Genomic DNA, 14,938 nt, shown 5'->3' with positions numbered 1-14,938 from the left:
CAAGGGGCGTGTGGGCCACGTCACCGAAGTTCGATTTTGTTGAAGACTTCATGGAGGACAGGGCTGACCGGATAGGACTGCACCTGCTCCGACACCGCTAGGGCTGAAATGGGGAAGACAAGCGGAACTGCCGGGATGACATTGGCAATCTGATCATTGATGTCCTGGTAGGCAGTTTGCCGTTCGTCTCCGTCCTGGAGCGTCCGGGCCCGGTCGATCTTGCTGAATAACTGGCTGTCGCTGAATCCGAACTCCTCGCTGTAGGAACCGAAGAGTGGGCCCACAAAATTGTCCGGATCCTGGTAGCTGCCGTTCCACCCCAGTAGATGAATAGCGCGGTCACCTGACTCTTGCACCCTGGCCAGATAGCCGTCGGACCAGTCAATGGGGACGGGCTGGATATTGAGCCCGACGGCGGTTAGCTGGCGGCTCAGCTCAGCGTAAATCTTTTCCGGGGCGGGAAGGTACGGTCTGGCCACGTTGCGTGGGTAGTAGAACGGCAGCGGCTCACCCTTGTAGCCGGCTTCTTCAAGGAGCCTTCGCGCTTTTTCCGGATCGTGATTGTACGTTGGGAGGCCCTCATCATCTATGGCGAGCTTTGGTGGAATGAAGGTGGCAGCGGTCTTCGTTCCGTTCAGAAAAGCTCCATTGCGGACAGCGTCCTTGTCAATGGCGTGGGCGATGGCCTGACGCATCTTTTTGTCTTCCAGGCCCGGAAATTTCTGGTTCATCCCCAGATACAGCACTGAGTAGGGATCGCGTTGCAGGATTTGTTTGCCGCTGCGGGCGAGCTCGGCGACGGTCGAAACGCTGATCATGTCATAGCCGTCGATCGCACCTTCCTGCAGGGCCCGAAGTCTGGCATTCGAATCGCGGATGGCGCGGAAGACTACGTGCTGCACATCACCTTGCTGACCCCAATAGTCCGGGTATGCATCGAGGACGACTTTGTCATCCTTCCAGCTAGTGAAGGTGTACGGACCCGTGCCCACGGGCTGCTGCGCGTACCGGGAGATCTTGCTGCCTTGAAGCTTAAATACGGGCTTGTCGGCTGAGAGTTCCTTGAGCGCCTTGGGTGAGGCAATGGCGAATCCGGGCATTGACATTGCCGGAATGAACCCTGTGAACCGGTGACTGAGGTCTATCCGCACCGTGAATTCAGAACTGGCGGTGCACTTCTCGTAGTTGCTGATTTCAGGGGTGTCCGCAAAGCCGCCGAAGACCGTCTTGAACGGCGTTGCCGAGGATGCTTTGCGAGCCTCTGGTGGAAGGGTGTACCAGCGGTCAAAGTTCGCGCAGACCGCTGCGGCGTTGAACGCTGTGCCGTCATGAAAAGTGACGTCTTCCCGTAATTTGAAAGAGTACGAGCGTCCTTCGTTGAGCTCGGTCCAGCTCTTGGCAAGTAGCGGAGCGGGCGCGGACGTCATGGGGTCGACGCCCACCAGGCCCTCCATGACCTGCAGCGTTACGCGGTAGGTTTCGGCGTCCGCCACAAGAGCGGGATCAAGCCCAGCAGGGGCGGCGCCAGTACCGAAGATGAAGGTGCCTTCAGCGGAGGCAGCGGACGACGTCGTCGTGCCAGGATCTGTAGTCGGTTGCTCAGGAGGGGCGGTTCCGGTGCATGCGGTCATGAGAAGTGCGGAGGCCGCGGCTGCGATCCTCAGGCCCAGAGACCATGCATGGGGTCTGTGTTCAGAAGGTATCCGGCCGGGACCTGTTGGGTGAGCTCGCACGTGACTCCTCGGGCATGGCCGCAGCAGAACTGGTTGATGGAAGAGGCCAGTCTAATGGAGAAACATTCGCGTTCCCTGTGCGTGGAAACGATCTGTGCGTGGAAACGATCCGGACAGGCAAAGAGCGGGTACCCGTCATCCGGGTACCCGCTCCTGCCGTGCCTGATCCCCAGTAGAGGGAGGAGTCAGGTGGTTTACTTTGCTGCCGGCGGCATCAGGACCGAATCGATCATGTAGACCGTTGCGTTGGCAGTCTGAACGCCACCACAAACGAGGGCGGCGTCGGAGGAACCGACGGTGATCATGTCGCCTTCACCCTTGACAGTTACTTCTTCGCCGTTGACCGTGGTGTGGGTTCCGGCGATCTCATCGGGGGAGAGCTGACCTTCGATGACGTGGTAGGTCAGGATGCCGGAGAGCAGGTCAGCGTCTGTGCCGAGCTTCTCCATCGTGGCGGCGTCGATCTTCTTGAAGGCGTCGTCGGTGGGAGCGAAGACGGTGAACTCGCCACTGTTGAGGGTGTCAACCAGATCCACATCCGGGTTGACCTCACCGGAAACGGCCGCCGTCAGGGTGGTCAGGATCGGGTTGTTCGAAGCTGCTGTGGCTACGGGATCCATGGCCATACCGGATACGGATCCGTCGCCCTCGGGAACCTGTGCTGCGTAATCCGCGCAGCCCGGTCCAACCAGGTTAGCTGCGGGATCAGCCATCTCCGATGACTCCGAGCTCGGTGACTCGCTGGCCATCTCGCTGCTCACGGGTGATTCAGATGACGTGTCTTCTGATTCCGTGCCACTGCTGCATGCGGAGAGACCGAGCATGGCGACTGCTGCGACGCCGAGGATGCTGAGACTTTTGCGCTTGGTATTCATGAGGTTCTCCTGGTGATTAGTCTGCAGCACCGGGCGGTGCCTGCCTTGATATTTCAACCTTCCGTGTCGAGGTTTCATGGACTATTCGGACGGGGTGATCAGATGGATGGGTGGGATCTAAAAACTTTCTGCCGAGGCCGGAAAGGGGCGGGCAGCAAAAAGCCGCCCCGGTTCAAAACCAGGGCGGCTCAGGGTGTTGCTTGACGCACATGTTGTACGCGAGATGGGACTTGAACCCACACGTCCGAAGACACTGGAACCTAAATCCAGCGCGTCTGCCAATTCCGCCACTCGCGCGCAGTCCAGAAGGACCTATATAAGAGTACCGGACGTCAGTCCAGACTCAGGTCCCGACGCAGCTTCGCCACATGTCCGGTGGCCTTGACATTGTACTGCGCAAGGACAACTGCGCCATCTTTGTCAATGACAATCGTCGACCGGATCAGTCCTTCGTAAACGCGTCCGTAGTTCTTTTTCTCACCCCAAGCGCCAAAAGATTCTGCGACCGTATGCTCCGGGTCAGCCAGAAGCGGAAAGCCGAGACCTTCCTTTTTAGCGAAGCGGGCCAGCTTGGTCTGTGCATCGGGGGAGATGCCCAAGACCTGATATCCGTGGCTTGATAAGGATTCGAGATTGTCCTGGAAATCGCAGGCCTGTTTGGTGCAGCCGGGTGTGCCGGCGGCCGGGTAGAAGTACACGACGACGCGGCGTCCCCTGTAGTCGGAGAGGCTCACGTCCTTGCCGTTGGCATCTTTGAGAGTGAAGTTTGGCGCTGGATCTCCAACGGACAATCGATGGTCGACTGCGTCCACGGTGGTCCTCATTTCTGTTGCTATTCGGCAAAGAATGTAACTTTTTCGATGAATCGGAAGTCCTCCAACGCTATCAGCGTTATGATATATGGCAGGGTTCGGGAGTCGGCCCGGATGAGCCGGACTGGCAGTTATGTGTAAGGGGATTTTTAGTGCCTAATATGGATCAATGGCCCACAGGGCGTCTACTGTCCACAGCGGCGCGTCTGGTAGAACATGCGTGGAATGAACGCTTGTCCTCCATTGGCGTCACACATGCGGGTGTCATTGGCCTTGGAGTTCTTGCCGACGAGGGCCCCATGACCCAGGCACGCCTCGCACAGAACGTGCATGTTCAGGCTCAAACGATGGGCAAGACTCTGGCACGGTTGGAAAATCACGGTCACGTATCGCGCGTTCGGAATGACCTGGATCGCCGAAGCCACATGGTGTCGATCACCGCTGCAGGCACTGAGGCGTTGACCTGCGCACACGACGTCGAGACAACGATCGTCGAGGGTGATGAACTATTATCGGAGGAGCTGCGAGCTCATCTCTTCAGCGTCATCCGCGGACTCGCCGTTCAGCAGAGCGTCAAGGATGTCGTGGAGACTACGGGGGAACCGGCAGTCGCAGACATCATTGCGGTGAGGCCCAGCGAGACAGAACCAGATTTGCTTCCGGTTGCCGTTGGGGAGTAATTTGCACCCTTGAAGTGGCCTCCTGCGTGCAGGCACATGCTGCACGCAGGAAACGAAAACCGAGGTAGCAATAGCAGAGACAGAAAAAGCTCCGATTGACCGTTGGTCAACCGGAGCTTTTCTTTGGTGCACCCCTCGGGACTCGAACCCGAAACCCATTGATTAAGAGTCAATTGCTCTGCCAGTTGAGCTAGGGGTGCGTTCCGCGTTGCGCTAGAAGCTGTCGTTTCCGGCCGAATCAGTCACTGGCAACGACATGAAACATTACCAGCAAGATTCGTGAAACGAAAAATCGAGCTACGAGTCCTGTGACATTCTGATTAGGTGTCCTGCCGGTGGGTAGATCCGGCTGTGTGCTCGTCGCCGGGTCTTGATACGACGGTTTCGGATTCGTCAATGTCCCAGTCTCCGGACCCATTGTCGGCCACGGGCTCGACGCCGGAGTCCTGATGGCCCGCCGGGGTGTCTGCGGTCGGGTTTTCCTCGATGAACGGCTCATTGGGGTTGACCGGTTCATGGTCCACACGGCTGGATCCTGACGCATGTGGCCGTTCCGTGTCATCGGTCCTGCGCCTGGCAGCAGCCTCGTCGCGTGCCATGGCCGCCTTGCCACCAAGGCCTGGCCCTGCGCTGGGCGTTGACGCGTCGTGGTTACTGAACGTTACGGGGACCTGCTGGCCGACGTCGGAAAATCCGTGCTGGAGTGTCCCAGGGGCATGGTCCAGTGAATCCGGGCTGTCGGCACGGTTGGAGTCCCGGTTCAAGAGCCACCACACGACGGCGACTATGGCAACGATAACGATGAATCCGATGACCCATTCCATGACAATCTCCTTCATTCGCGCGGTCTGGTTCCCGCGTTGCTTCTGACGTTACGACGTGGCACGTGCAGTGTCCATAGACTGTAGCCTGTGGGGTATGGCCCGTGAGCGCATTGTGCAGACCCTTACCGTTCCCACACCAGAGTTATTGGAGGCATTGAGTCCCCACGCCGGTCAGGTTCGGCTGGGTCTGTGGGACCTGAAGTCAGCTCCCGTGGGATTGAGCCTTGGAGAGATCGACGGCGTCGTACTTCCCTATGCCAACGGGGCGGACTGCGCTCCGGCGTTGTCGCGGATCGACGCGTTGAAGTTCGTGCAGACGCAGTCCACTGGATATGAGGGGTTACCGGAGATTATCGGGCCCGCCGTTGGTCTGGCCAGCGCTGCTGGTGTCCATGCGGCTGCAACGGCTGAGCTCGCCGTCGGACTGGTTCTGGCATCCCAACGTGGAATCGCACATGCCGTGCGTGATCAGGGACAGGCAGCGTGGAACCACCGGCGCTATCCAGGACTGGCGGACAAACGAGTGCTGCTGATCGGTGTGGGCGGTATTGGACGCGAAATAGCCCGGCGCTTGGATCCGTTCGAGGTGGAGCTCGCCAGGGTGGGCAGCAGAGCCAGGAACGACGACGACGGCACAGTTCACGGACCCGATGACCTGGTGGCGCTGGCGGAACAGACGGATGTGCTCATCATCATCACGCCTCTGACGGAGGCCACCCGCAAACTGATCGGCGCCGAGGTTCTGGGTGCTCTGCCTGATGGTGCCCTCGTTGTCAACGTTGCCCGTGGCGGTGTGGTGGATTCGGAGGCGCTAACCCGCGAAGTCGTTGCGGGCCGATTGCGCGCGGCCCTCGATGTGTTTGATCCAGAACCCTTACCAGCGGACCATCCGCTGTGGGGTGCCGACGGCGTCATCATTACGCCTCATACGGGAGGGAACACGGAAGCCTTTGATCCCCGGATTCGTGCGCTGCTTCGTAGACAGCTTGAGGCGCTGAATAATGGCCGCAGCCCGGAGAACCTTGTGCAGTCAGGCCCATTCCCCGCTGTGTGAGCGGGGTTAGCGCCGCAGATAGTCCGGTCTCAGTCCACGGTAACGAATTGGGTCATGAATGCTGTGAAGTCCTCGTAGTCTTCTGACTGGACAAGGGTGCGTACGGAATCCAGCAGCGGTAGGTCGATGGTTGTGGGCACTTCGAAGTAGAAGATGGCCCCGGTACTGGTGGCCGTTTCATAGTGATCTGGTGCTAGTTCTACGGCGTGGGCAAGGTTGGTCATGTTCAATTCCACCGGAGTGCCCGCGGGACTCATTTCGCCGGCCTCGAAGGGCGCCATCATGATCTCCAGCGGCTGCCAGCGATAGCCCACCACATAGTACTCGGGGCCAGCGACGTCGCGGTCTGTGTCCGAGAGCGGAGATCTACGAGCACACACGAGGTTGTAGTCACCGTAGTTGGGAATTTGAGAATCGAACACTTGACGCAACAGGTTTTTCAGGCGCGTGCTGTCTTGGGGGCTGATCGGGGAGACGCTGGCAGGTGTCATGTAGGACGGGACCTCTTTGGCGGCGCTGGAGCTGCGGCGTTCGACTGCGCGTCAGCTGCCCATGCCTTGCTACTTGGGTATGTTCCGGAGAGCTCAGCCTACCGGACGCTGCACGAATAATTTCAGTGCCTCACCCTTATTGTTACCTCCTCGCCATCTTCGAAAGGGTCAGAATCGTGTGGTGCCTTTCCGGAACTATAAGATTTCAGGATGGACCTGAAGCGATTGCAGATTCTCCGTGAGCTAGCGGACCGGGGGACTATTGCTGCCACTGCCATCGCTTTGAACGTCACGCCATCGGCCGTGTCTCAGCAACTCAAGGTGCTTCAGGAGGAGGTGGGTATCGAGCTGGTGGAGCGGACTGGCCGCCGTGTTCGTTTGACTGAGGCGGGTGTGGCGATGGCGGCGGCGTCGGCCGATTTGTCCGCAGCCATGGAACGGGTCAAATCCACCGTTGATATTTATCGGCGGGGCTGGCAGACAGAGATCCGTGGTGCATTCTTTCCCAGTTCCGCGGAGATGCTCCTGCCGGGGCTCCTCACCCGAATAGTCGAGCTCGACGGTGTGAAGGTGGAGGCGGTCCTTGAGGACCCGTCCATGCGCGACTTTCCACCGTTGACTGCAGACTACGACTTTGTTCTGGCGCACAGTATCGAGGGCGTCGATATGTTCATTCAACCGGGCATCGTCGTTGTTCCTCTGATGCAGGAGCCACTGGACATTGCCATGCCAGCCGGGCACCTCTTGACTTCCAAGGACGTAGTGACCCCGGAGGATGTTGTTGATTATCCGTGGGTTGGCGTAGCCAGGGGGTTCCCGCTCGATACCGTGTTGTCACAGATAGAGGTGCGCGCTGGACGGTTGGCCACCCGCATCCAGCAGTACCCGGACCTAAGAGTCATGGAGGCGCTCGTGGCGGCAGGCCATGGGTTGGCGATGTTGCCCCGTTACACCGCGCGCGGCCACATTTCCGAGAAGTTGGAGCTTCGTGAATTGACCGGAGTCCGTGCGCACCGGTCCATCGCCGTACTTATGCGCAAGGACGTATCCGAGCGGACGTCCGTCCGCAGAGTCGTCGAGATGCTACAGGCCGAAGCCGAAGCGATCGTAACAGGCGCTGGAGAAAGCGTCACATGAGGGTGGCAATTATCGAGTTCCGGGCTGGGGCGTCCTAGACTTTCAGGCATGAGCACTGCCCCGAAGAATCAGACACCGGATATCAAACCCCGTAGCCGAATTGTCACCGATGGGATTCACGCGGCTCCGGCGCGCGGGATGCTCCGTGCCGTTGGCATGGGTGACGATGATTTCGCGAAACCACAGATCGGTGTAGCGAGCTCATGGAATGAGATCACCCCGTGTAACCTCTCACTGAACAGGCTGGCCCAGGGTGCCAAAGAGGGTGTTCACGCTGGCGGCGGATTCCCTATGCAGTTCGGAACCATCTCGGTATCTGACGGCATTTCCATGGGACACGAGGGCATGCACTTCTCCTTGGTCTCCCGGGAGGTCATCGCGGACTCGGTCGAGACGGTGATGCAGGCCGAGCGCATCGATGGGTCCGTGTTACTCGCCGGCTGCGATAAATCTCTTCCGGGCATGCTCATGGCTGCTGCGCGCCTGGATCTTGCGAGCGTTTTTCTCTATGCGGGCTCGATCATGCCGGGATGGGTGAAGCTCGAGGACGGCACGGAGAAGGACGTCACGCTGATCGATGCTTTCGAAGCCGTCGGAGCGTGTGCGGCTGGGCGGATGTCCACCGAAGATCTTGACCGAATTGAACGCGCTATCTGCCCTGGTGAGGGCGCTTGTGGCGGCATGTACACGGCCAACACCATGGCGTGCATCGGTGAGGCGCTCGGAATGTCGCTGCCGGGTTCGGCTGCCCCTCCCAGTGCGGACCGTCGTCGTGATGCCTTTGCGCACCAGTCCGGTGAAGCGGTGGTCAATTTGCTGCGTCTGGGCATAACGTCCCGCGACATCATGACCATGGACGCGTTTGAGAACGCTATAGCGGTGACCATGGCGTTCGGAGGCTCCTCCAACGCTGTACTGCACCTGCTGGCGATCGCCCGGGAAGCTGAAGTGGACCTCACCCTCGATGACTTCAACCGCATCGGCGAGAAGATTCCGCACCTGGGTGATCTGAAGCCATTTGGCCGGTACGTGATGAACGACGTCGACAGGGTTGGTGGCGTTCCCGTCATCATGCGGGCGTTGCTCGACGCCGGTCTTCTCCATGGTGACGCGTTGACGGTGACCGGCAAGACTCTGGCTGAAAACCTGGAAGCCATTAATCCACCGGATCTCGACGGCAAAATTCTGCGCGCAATGGATAACCCCATCCACAGCACGGGCGGCTTGACCGTTGTGAAGGGCTCTATGGCGCCGGACGGCGCCGTCGTGAAGACTGCGGGTTTCGACGCCGAGGTGTTTGAAGGGACCGCGAGGGTTTTCGAGCGTGAGCAGGGTGCCCTGAATGCGCTGGACGCTGGTGGCATCAAGGCCGGCGACGTCGTCGTCATCCGTTATGAGGGGCCCAAAGGCGGTCCGGGGATGCGGGAGATGCTGGCCATCACCGGCGCAATCAAGGGCGCAGGATTGGGTAAGGATGTCTTGCTACTCACTGACGGTCGGTTCTCGGGAGGCACTACCGGGCTGTGTATTGGGCACGTTGCCCCGGAAGCGTCCGACGGCGGCCCCATAGCTTTTGTACGGGACGGGGACAGAATTCGTGTGGATATCCCCAATAAGTCCTTCGATCTGTTGGTTGATGAGGTGGAGCTTGAATCCCGTCGCGAGGGTTGGCAGCCCGTGCCGCACATTTACACCAAGGGTGTGCTGGCTAAGTATGCAAAGCTCGTTCATTCGGCGTCGGAAGGCGCTTACTGCGGTTAGAACGTTGAGGTGCACAGCGTTCGGTTAATGTCCACTAACTGGACATTGTGTCCACATAATGAGACAAGGGCGTCTCCGGTTGACTCTCCATGGGGGAGGGTAAAGACTACTTATATGCAGCTCGTATCCGTAGTCCTTATTAGCAGGCGCGTGGCCTAACCGCCCCACCTGGTAGCACTACACCACGCGCAAACCCCAAGGAGCCAACCGGCCTGAGGGGTTTTTTTGTTCCCACAGGGACATAGCGCAACAGCAAGACACGTACCCCGGCTACGGGGTACACCACCGTAGTATTTCGGTAAGGGAAGGCCCAGATGAGCAAGGGATCGCCAATCAGTCCGGCGCTGATGCCACCAAAGGCTCAGCACGGCTCAGCAGGAACAGGCCAGGCAGCGTCAGCCGCAGGCCAGGCAGCGTCAGCCGCAGGCCAGACAAAGACCGGAAATGTCCACGGGGCACCCGCGGCAGTCAACCTGGTCCAGGGACCAAACAACGTGGTATCGGCAACACCAATGCTGGGCTCTGAAGCCATTGTCCGCACCCTCGAAGAGCTCGGAGTCGATGAGGTCTTCGGTCTGCCCGGGGGCGCCATCCTTCCAACGTATGACCCACTGCTGGCATCAAAACGGCTGCGGCATATTCTGGTTCGACACGAACAAGGTGCCGGACATGCTGCGGAGGGCTATGCGCTGGTCACCGGAAGGGTCGGGGTCTGCATTGCAACCTCTGGACCCGGCGCCACCAATCTGGTGACGGCCATAGCGGACGCGAACATGGACTCAGTCGCGATGGTGGCCATCACCGGCCAGGTATCCAGTGCGGTCATTGGATCGGATGCCTTCCAGGAAGCGGACATCGTGGGAATCACGATGCCCATTACCAAGCACTCCTACCTCGTGACGCGGGCTGAAGACATTCCCCGCGTGCTGGCAGAAGCGTTCCATATTGCGTCCACGGGCCGCCCGGGACCAGTGCTCGTTGACATCACCAAAGATGCACAGCAGGCCAAAACCACGTTTTCGTGGCCACCACGATTTGAGCTTCCCGGCTACAAGACCGTGGTCAAAGGCCACTCCAAGCAGGTTCGCGAAGCTGCCAAACTCATAACGGCTTCACAGCGGCCAGTGTTCTACGTGGGCGGCGGGGTCATTCACGCTCACGCGTCCCAGGAACTGCTGGAAGTGGCGGAACTGGTGAATGCGCCGGTGGTGACCACGCTGACAGCTCGCGGCGCGTTCCCGGATTCCCACCCGCAGCACATGGGCATGCCCGGAATGCACGGATCGGTCGCCGCTGTGACCGCGCTACAGCAGGCGGACCTCTTGATCACCCTCGGCGCACGCTTTGATGACCGCGTCACCGGAATCCTCCATACCTTTGCTCCGGGGGCAAAGGTCATTCATGCCGACATCGACCCGGCTGAAATTTCCAAGAACCGTACGGCCGATGTGCCCATTGTCGGTTCCGTGAAGCAGATTCTCCCGGAGCTCAGCGAAGCCTGCCGGGCCTACTTCGCCGAGCACGGACGCCCGGACATCTCGTCCTGGTGGTCCATGGTCAACAGGCTCAAAGAGACCTACCCGGTTGGGTTCACCAGTCCGCCCGACGGGCACTCAGCTCCCCAGAAGGTCATCCAGCGGATCGGCGAAATGACGGGTCCCGAGGGTGTGTATGTTTCAGGCGTGGGACAGCACCAGATGTGGGCCGCTCAGTTCATCAAGTATGAGCGTCCGCACTCCTGGCTGAACTCCGCTGGCCTCGGAACCATGGGCTACGCAGTACCGGCAGCCATGGGCGCCAAAGTGGGCAACCCGGACCGTGTGGTGTGGGCAATCGACGGCGACGGCTGCTTCCAGATGACCAACCAGGAACTGGCCACCTGCGTGATCAATAACATCCCCATCAAGGTAGCGATCATCAACAACTCCTCCCTGGGCATGGTTCGCCAGTGGCAGACATTGTTCTACGACGGCCGCTATTCCCACACTGATCTGAACACCGGTCATGACACAGTTCGTATTCCAGACTTTGTGAAGCTCGCCGATGCCTACGGTTGCGCCAGCTTGCGCTGTGAACGCGACGAGGACATTGACGCCACCATTGCAGCAGCACTGGAGATCAACGACCGCCCCGTCGTCGTCGACTTTGTGGTGAGTCGCGATTCCATGGTCTGGCCCATGGTTCCCGCCGGTGTGAGCAACGACCTCATCCAGATAGCCCGCAACATGACACCCGAGTGGGAGCAGGAGGACTAGACCATGGCACGTCATACCTTATCCGTGCTGGTTGAAGACGTTCCGGGTGTCCTGACCCGGGTAGCCAGCCTCTTTGCCCGCCGCGCCTTCAACATCAACTCATTGGCTGTTGGGCCCACCGAGACCGCCGGAATTTCCCGGATCACCGTGGTCGTCGAGGCCGAGGGAGACCTCCTCGAACAGGTCACCAAACAACTCAACAAGCTCATCAACGTCATCAAGATCGTTGAGCTTGTTCCCGAATCCTCCGTGCAGCGTGACCACATCCTGGTCAAGGTTCGCGCGGATGCGGCAACGCGACTGCAGGTAACCCAGGCAGCCGATTTGTTCCGCGCCTCCGTGGTGGATGTCTCCACCGATTCACTGATCATTGAGGCCACCGGTACCGCCGAAAAGCTGGGGGCCCTGCTGGGCATCCTTGAGCCCTTCGGTGTACGGGAAATTGTCCAGTCGGGCACCCTTGCCATTGGCAGAGGCGCCAAGTCCATGAGCGACCGGGCTCTCCGAAGCGCCTGATTCCACCTATCCACCCACACGAGGAGAAAAACAGTGACAGACATGTATTACGACGACGACGCAGACCTCTCAATCATCCAGGGCCGCACCGTAGCGGTCATCGGCTACGGCAGCCAGGGACACGCCCACGCGCTGAGCCTGCGCGATTCAGGGGTGGACGTCCGCGTCGGTCTCAAGGAAGGTTCCGCGTCACGGGCCAAGGCAGAAGCGGAGGGCCTGCGTGTCCTCACCGTCGCCGAGGCGGTATCGGAAGCGGACCTCATCATGGTCCTGACCCCGGACCAGACGCAGTGGATCGTCTACAAGGAAGACATTGCCCCAAACCTACAGTCTGGAGACGCCCTCTTCTTTGGGCACGGCTTCAACATCCGGTATGGCTTCATTCAGCCGCCCGCCGACATCGACGTCGCGCTCGTTGCGCCCAAGGGACCGGGTCACATTGTCCGCCGCGAGTTTGAAGCAGGCCGCGGTGTACCGGACCTGATCGCCGTCGAACAGAACCCGTCAGGTACAGCCAAGGAACTGGCATTGTCCTACGCCAAAGCCATCGGCGGCACACGCGCCGGTGTTATCGAGACCACGTTCACCGAGGAGACCGAGACGGACCTCTTCGGCGAACAGGCTGTCCTGTGCGGCGGAACATCGCAGCTGGTGCAGTACGGTTTCGAGACGCTCATCGAGGCCGGATACCAGCCGGAGGTCGCATACTTCGAAGTGCTGCACGAGCTCAAACTCATTGTGGACCTCATGGTGGAGGGCGGCATTGCCAAGCAGCGCTGGTCAGTGTCGGACACGGCTGAGTACGGCGACTACGTTTCAGGGCCTCGCGTCATTGACCCGAGCGTCAAGGAGAACATGAAGGCCGTCCTGGCGGATATTCAGAGCGGTGCGTTTGCCAAGCGCTTCATTGACGATCAGGACGCTGGAGCTCCCGAGTTCGCAAAACTGCGCAAGAAGGGCGAAGACCATCCCATCGAGTCCACCGGACGCGAACTGCGCAAACTCTTCTCGTGGATCAAGTCAGATGATGACTACACAGAGGGTTCCGTAGCCCGCTGACCACGCGGGTCCATGGCAGCGGTTATTACGCCGCTGCCATGGGCCCTTTCATCCCGCCTGACAAGAGATCCCGGAAGGATCCTGCCTTGACCTCCATGAAACCCGTTGTCCTGATTGCTGAGGAACTCTCTCCCGCCACCGTTGAGGCGCTGGGACCCGATTTTGAGATCCGATTTACCGATGGTGCTGACCGCGGACGGCTACTGGACGACATAGCGACCGTTGACGCCATCCTGGTTCGCTCTTCGACACAGGTTGATGCGGAGGCGATCGCGGCAGCACCGAGGTTGAAGGTCATCGCCCGCGCCGGTGTCGGACTGGATAACGTGGACATCAAAACGGCCACTCGCGCCGGCGTCATGGTGGTCAACGCGCCGACGTCGAACATTGTTTCAGCAGCGGAACTGACCGTTGGACATATTCTGGGCCTTGCCCGGAACATTTCCGCGGGCAGCGCCTCGCTGAAGAACGGCGAGTGGAAGCGTTCCAGGTACACCGGCGTGGAACTGTATGAGAAGAAGATCGGCATCATCGGGTTGGGCCGTATCGGCGCCCTGGTAGCGGCCCGGCTGCAGGGTTTTGAGACCGAGATCCTTGCCTATGACCCGTACGTGACATCCGCCAGGGCCGCCCAGCTCGGAGTGCAACTGGTGAGCCTGGATGAACTGTTGGAGCAAGCGGACTTCGTCACGATTCACATGCCCAAAACACCGGAAACTCTGGGGATGCTCGGCACGGAGGCTTTCGCGAAAATGAAGGACACTGCGTTTGTCATCAACGTGGCGCGCGGTGGACTCGTTGACGAAAGCGCCCTGTACACAGCGCTCACGGAAGGCGCGATTGCCGGGGCTGCGATCGATGTCTTTGTCGATGAGCCCAGCACCGATCTGCCGTTCTTTGCCCTGGAGAACGTGGTGGTCACACCACACCTGGGAGCATCCACGCATGAGGCGCAGGAAAAGGCGGGCGTCTCGGTTGCAAAGTCGGTGCGGCTCGCTCTGGCTGGGGAACTGGTGCCCGACGCCGTCAACGTTGCCGGGGGAGTCATTGCACCGGAGGTCCGTCCCGGCATTCCGCTGATGGAGAAGCTGGGCCGGATCTTCACCGCTCTAACCCATGATTCACCCACGGCCATTGACATTGAAGTGGCGGGTGAAATCGCTGCTCTGGACGTGAAGGCGCTGGAACTGGCCGCTCTCAAGGGCGTGTTCACCGACGTCGTCTCCGAGCAGGTTTCCTACGTCAACGCCCCGGTGCTCGCCGAACAGCGCGGCATCGTGACTCGGCTGATCACCACCTTGGAATCCGAGGAGTACCGCAACGTACTCACGCTGCGTGGGGCGCTCTCGGATGGGTCGCAAATCTCCGTTTCCGGAACGCTGACCGGGCACCGTCAAATCCAAAAACTCGTGGGGATCAACGGTTTCGAGATTGAGATTCCCATCAGCGACCACCTGCTGCTCTTCGTCTACCAGGACCGTACGGGCGTGGTTGGCACAGTAGGACGGATCCTGGGGGACCACAACATCAATATTGCGGGGATGCAGGTTGCACGCAACGACGACGGCGGGCAGGTGCTGTGCCTGCTAACCGTTGACTCGTCGGTTCCGCAGGAATTGCTCGAGGCCGTGAAAACTGAGGTTGGGGCAACCCTTGCGCGCGAGGTGGATCTGCAGGACTAGCGGTCTCCTCTTTTTTGGCGCGAGGTCGGGGTTTTGCCGTCGAGGTCAGGGGTCATACG

Annotated in this window: 13 protein-coding genes and 2 tRNA genes; 8 read left to right on the top strand and 7 right to left on the bottom strand. The window is 59.9% G+C overall.

Annotation, left to right across the window (positions count from 1 at the left end; all coding sequences use genetic code 11):
* Positions 1 to 20 precede the first annotated feature (20 nt).
* The 4 genes from JOE65_RS10830 to bcp all read right to left on the bottom strand — a co-directional run bounded on the left by JOE65_RS10830 (position 21) and on the right by bcp (position 3,420).
* Positions 21 to 1,631: an ABC transporter substrate-binding protein gene (locus JOE65_RS10830; protein WP_205163209.1), complete on the bottom strand. Its 1,611-nt coding sequence runs from the start codon at positions 1,629 to 1,631 to the stop codon at positions 21 to 23.
* 296 nt (positions 1,632 to 1,927) lie between these two features.
* Positions 1,928 to 2,608, bottom strand: coding sequence for a fasciclin domain-containing protein (locus JOE65_RS10825; RefSeq protein WP_205163207.1), 681 nt, complete (start codon positions 2,606 to 2,608; stop codon positions 1,928 to 1,930).
* 215 nt (positions 2,609 to 2,823) lie between these two features.
* Positions 2,824 to 2,905, bottom strand: a tRNA-Leu gene (locus tag JOE65_RS10820).
* Between the two features lie 35 nt (positions 2,906 to 2,940).
* Positions 2,941 to 3,420: a thioredoxin-dependent thiol peroxidase gene (bcp, locus tag JOE65_RS10815; protein WP_420827502.1), complete on the bottom strand. Its 480-nt coding sequence runs from the start codon at positions 3,418 to 3,420 to the stop codon at positions 2,941 to 2,943.
* A 161-nt stretch (positions 3,421 to 3,581) separates the two neighbouring features.
* Here bcp and JOE65_RS10810 point away from each other — a divergent pair, with 161 nt between their 5' ends.
* Complete coding sequence (locus JOE65_RS10810; protein ID WP_239537166.1) at positions 3,582 to 4,100, top strand: MarR family winged helix-turn-helix transcriptional regulator; 519 nt, start codon at positions 3,582 to 3,584, stop codon at positions 4,098 to 4,100.
* Between the two features lie 124 nt (positions 4,101 to 4,224).
* Here the strand turns inward: JOE65_RS10810 and JOE65_RS10805 are convergent.
* Positions 4,225 to 4,300: transfer RNA gene (locus tag JOE65_RS10805), tRNA-Lys, on the bottom strand.
* A gap of 120 nt (positions 4,301 to 4,420) precedes the next feature.
* A complete protein-coding gene (locus JOE65_RS10800) occupies positions 4,421 to 4,924 on the bottom strand; it encodes a hypothetical protein (protein ID WP_205163201.1) in 504 nt (167 codons plus the stop codon).
* Between the two features lie 94 nt (positions 4,925 to 5,018).
* On the opposite strand from JOE65_RS10800, the gene JOE65_RS10795 reads away from it, so the two are divergent.
* Positions 5,019 to 5,978, top strand: coding sequence for a 2-hydroxyacid dehydrogenase (locus JOE65_RS10795; protein ID WP_205163199.1), 960 nt, complete (start codon positions 5,019 to 5,021; stop codon positions 5,976 to 5,978).
* A 29-nt stretch (positions 5,979 to 6,007) separates the two neighbouring features.
* On the opposite strand, the gene JOE65_RS10790 is transcribed toward JOE65_RS10795, so the two are convergent.
* Positions 6,008 to 6,469 carry a hypothetical protein gene (locus JOE65_RS10790; RefSeq protein ID WP_205163197.1) on the bottom strand — a complete coding sequence of 154 codons (462 nt, stop codon included), beginning with the start codon at positions 6,467 to 6,469 and terminating at the stop codon, positions 6,008 to 6,010.
* Between the two features lie 210 nt (positions 6,470 to 6,679).
* Between JOE65_RS10790 and JOE65_RS10785 the strand changes: the two genes are divergently transcribed.
* The 6 genes from JOE65_RS10785 to serA all read left to right on the top strand — a co-directional run bounded on the left by JOE65_RS10785 (position 6,680) and on the right by serA (position 14,879).
* Positions 6,680 to 7,606, top strand: coding sequence for a LysR family transcriptional regulator (locus JOE65_RS10785; protein ID WP_205163195.1), 927 nt, complete (start codon positions 6,680 to 6,682; stop codon positions 7,604 to 7,606).
* A 48-nt stretch (positions 7,607 to 7,654) separates the two neighbouring features.
* Positions 7,655 to 9,367, top strand: coding sequence for a dihydroxy-acid dehydratase (ilvD, locus tag JOE65_RS10780; protein ID WP_205163193.1), 1,713 nt, complete (start codon positions 7,655 to 7,657; stop codon positions 9,365 to 9,367).
* Between the two features lie 314 nt (positions 9,368 to 9,681).
* Positions 9,682 to 11,622 (top strand): acetolactate synthase large subunit, encoded by a 1,941-nt coding sequence (locus JOE65_RS10775; protein WP_205163191.1) that lies wholly within the window; start codon positions 9,682 to 9,684, stop codon positions 11,620 to 11,622.
* Between the two features lie 3 nt (positions 11,623 to 11,625).
* A complete protein-coding gene (ilvN, locus tag JOE65_RS10770) occupies positions 11,626 to 12,138 on the top strand; it encodes an acetolactate synthase small subunit (protein WP_205163189.1) in 513 nt (170 codons plus the stop codon).
* A gap of 33 nt (positions 12,139 to 12,171) precedes the next feature.
* Positions 12,172 to 13,197, top strand: coding sequence for a ketol-acid reductoisomerase (gene ilvC, locus JOE65_RS10765; RefSeq protein WP_205163187.1), 1,026 nt, complete (start codon positions 12,172 to 12,174; stop codon positions 13,195 to 13,197).
* A 95-nt stretch (positions 13,198 to 13,292) separates the two neighbouring features.
* A complete protein-coding gene (gene serA / locus JOE65_RS10760) occupies positions 13,293 to 14,879 on the top strand; it encodes a phosphoglycerate dehydrogenase (RefSeq protein WP_205164161.1) in 1,587 nt (528 codons plus the stop codon).
* The last annotated feature ends 59 nt before the right edge of the window (positions 14,880 to 14,938 follow it).

This window comes from Arthrobacter roseus (genome assembly GCF_016907875.1).
Taxonomy (GTDB): domain Bacteria; phylum Actinomycetota; class Actinomycetes; order Actinomycetales; family Micrococcaceae; genus Arthrobacter_J; species Arthrobacter_J roseus.
This window is presented reverse-complemented; position numbering and strand designations above follow the sequence as displayed.